Origin of the sequence: Kitasatospora sp. NPDC059571 (assembly GCF_042735675.1) — a bacterium.
Taxonomy (GTDB): domain Bacteria; phylum Actinomycetota; class Actinomycetes; order Streptomycetales; family Streptomycetaceae; genus Kitasatospora.
In genome coordinates this window covers 1-1,887 of the sequence record NZ_JBHWBW010000775.1, presented here as the reverse complement: position 1 = coordinate 1,887, position 1,887 = coordinate 1, and the positions used below count along the sequence as shown (strand labels likewise).

The 1,887-nt window shown below is 78.3% G+C and carries 3 protein-coding genes; 2 read left to right on the top strand and 1 reads right to left on the bottom strand.

Annotated features, from left to right (window positions below):
- Positions 1–133: 133 nt before the first annotated feature.
- Positions 134–310 (top strand): hypothetical protein, encoded by a 177-nt coding sequence (locus ACFV0G_RS38910; protein WP_380558506.1) that lies wholly within the window; start codon positions 134–136, stop codon positions 308–310.
- 17 nt (positions 311–327) lie between these two features.
- Here the strand turns inward: ACFV0G_RS38910 and ACFV0G_RS38905 are convergent, their stop codons facing one another.
- Positions 328–897 carry a helix-turn-helix domain-containing protein gene (locus ACFV0G_RS38905; protein ID WP_380558503.1) on the bottom strand — a complete coding sequence of 190 codons (570 nt, stop codon included), beginning with the start codon at positions 895–897 and terminating at the stop codon, positions 328–330.
- A gap of 47 nt (positions 898–944) precedes the next feature.
- Between ACFV0G_RS38905 and ACFV0G_RS38900 the strand changes: the two genes are divergently transcribed.
- Positions 945–1,887, top strand: a 943-nt coding sequence (locus ACFV0G_RS38900; protein WP_380558500.1) for a class I SAM-dependent methyltransferase, incomplete at its 3' end; no start/stop codon positions are given.

The following is a 1,887-nucleotide window of genomic DNA, read 5'->3' as shown; positions in this document are numbered from 1 at the left end:
AGCCGCCCCGCGGCCCGGGCGCGGCGCGCCGCGAGCGGGGCCCCGCCCCCCCCCCGCGCGCCCCGCCCCCCGCGGGGGCGGCGGCCGCGCGCGGGGGGGCGCGCCCCCGCCGGGCGGCGGGCGGCCCGGGCCGGTGGTGCTGGCCAAGGCCGACCGCGTGCAGCCGCTGGACCGAGCGGCCGCCGCGCGTTGGCAGACCACCGCAGCGGGCGGGCGGACCGGCGCCGGCCGGATCGGGCTGCTCGCCGCCGCCGCTGGCCTGCTGGCCGCACTGTGGCCGCTCTGGTCGTACGGGAACCCCTGGGGCTGACGGCCCGACCGGGCGGCTCAGCCCGCCGGGTGCAGGTGGGTTCGCCCGGCATCGTGGTCGAAGAAGCCGAGGACCTCCGCCGGGCCGCCGTGCGCGCCGATCGCGTGCGGGACCATGGTGGAGAACTCGGCCGCCTGGCCCGCCTCGACGAGGATCCGGCGCTCGCCGAGCAGCAGGACGAGGGTGCCGGACAGCACGGTGAACCACTCCTTGCCGGGGTGCGCCCGCAGCTGAGCGGGCCGGGCGGGCGGCGCCTCGGTCACCCGCATCCGCGCCACGGTCAGGCCCGGTTCGCGCCGGAGCGTCCAGACGGTGAGGCCGCGGGCCGCGTCCCGCCGGGGCGTGAGGATGACGTCGTCGTCGCCGGGCGACTCCACCAGCTGGTCCAGTGAGGTGCCCAGGGCGCGGGCGAGGGCGGTGAGCTGGTCCAGCCCGATGCGCCGGTGACCGGTCTCGATCCGGCTCAGCGTGGACGGGCTGAGGTGGCAGCGCGCGGCCAGGTCGTCGAGCGACCAGCCCATGGCCACCCGCAGCCCCCTGATCCGCTTGCGCACCAGGGTGTCCAGATCCTCATCCTCTTGCGTCATGCGCAAGATGCTATGCGAAGTGCGCAACGTGCACGTACGGTCGGCGCATGGCACACCCCACGCACCCGCACCACGGCGCACCGGGCCGGCACGACGACGCACCGCACCCGCAGCACGGCGCACCGGACCGGCACGACCACCACGCGCACGACGGGCAGCACTCCCACGGCCACGGCGGCGCCGGCGACGATCCGGCCGGCTTCGCCGAGCTGCTCGACCTGGACGGGGAGCTCCTCCGGGAGCACCTGTCCGAGCTGACCGCCCGGCTCGCGGCCCTGGCCGGCTCGTCGCCCGTCCGCCGGATCCTCGACCTCGGCTGCGGCACGGGCACCGGGACCTTCGCCCTGCTCCGGCGCTTCCCGGACGCCGAGGCGGTCGCCGTGGACGGCTCGCCCGAGCTGCTGCACCATCTGCAGCGCAGAGCCGAGGAGTTGGGCCTGGCGGAGCGGGTGCGCACCGTCCGGGCCGACCTGGACACCGGGTGGCCCGGCCTGGCCGCCGCGGACCTGGTCTGGGCGTCGGCCTCGCTCCACCACCTCGGCGACGCCGACCGGACACTCGGCGAGGCGGCCGCGGCACTGCGCCCCGGCGGGCTGCTGGCCGTGGTCGAGCCGGACGGCGTCCCGTACTTCCTGCCGGAGGACGTCGGCCTCGGCCGGCCCGGGCTGGAGGCCCGCTGCCGCGCCGCGTCGGCCGGGCTCCGGGCGGGCGGCTTCCCGCACCTGGGCGCCGACTGGGGGGCCCGGCTGTCCCGCGCCGGCCTGACGATCGAGGACAAGCAGGTGTTCGACCTGGAGCTGCGGTCCCCACTGCCCCCGGCGGCCGGCCGCTATGCGCGGGTGGTGCTGCAGCGCCTGCGGGCCGCGCTGGACACCACCGCGGATCCCGCGGACCTGGCCGCGCTCGACGCGCTGATCGACGGCGACGCCGGGGTCGGCGTGCTGCACCGCTCCGACCTGGTGGTCCGCACCGAGCGGACCCTCTGGGTGG

Excerpts from the sequence above, each read along its gene's own strand:
- ACFV0G_RS38905 (WP_380558503.1), bottom strand. The coding sequence starts at position 897 with ATGACGCAAGAGGATGAGGATCTGGACACCCTGGTGCGCAAGCGGATC.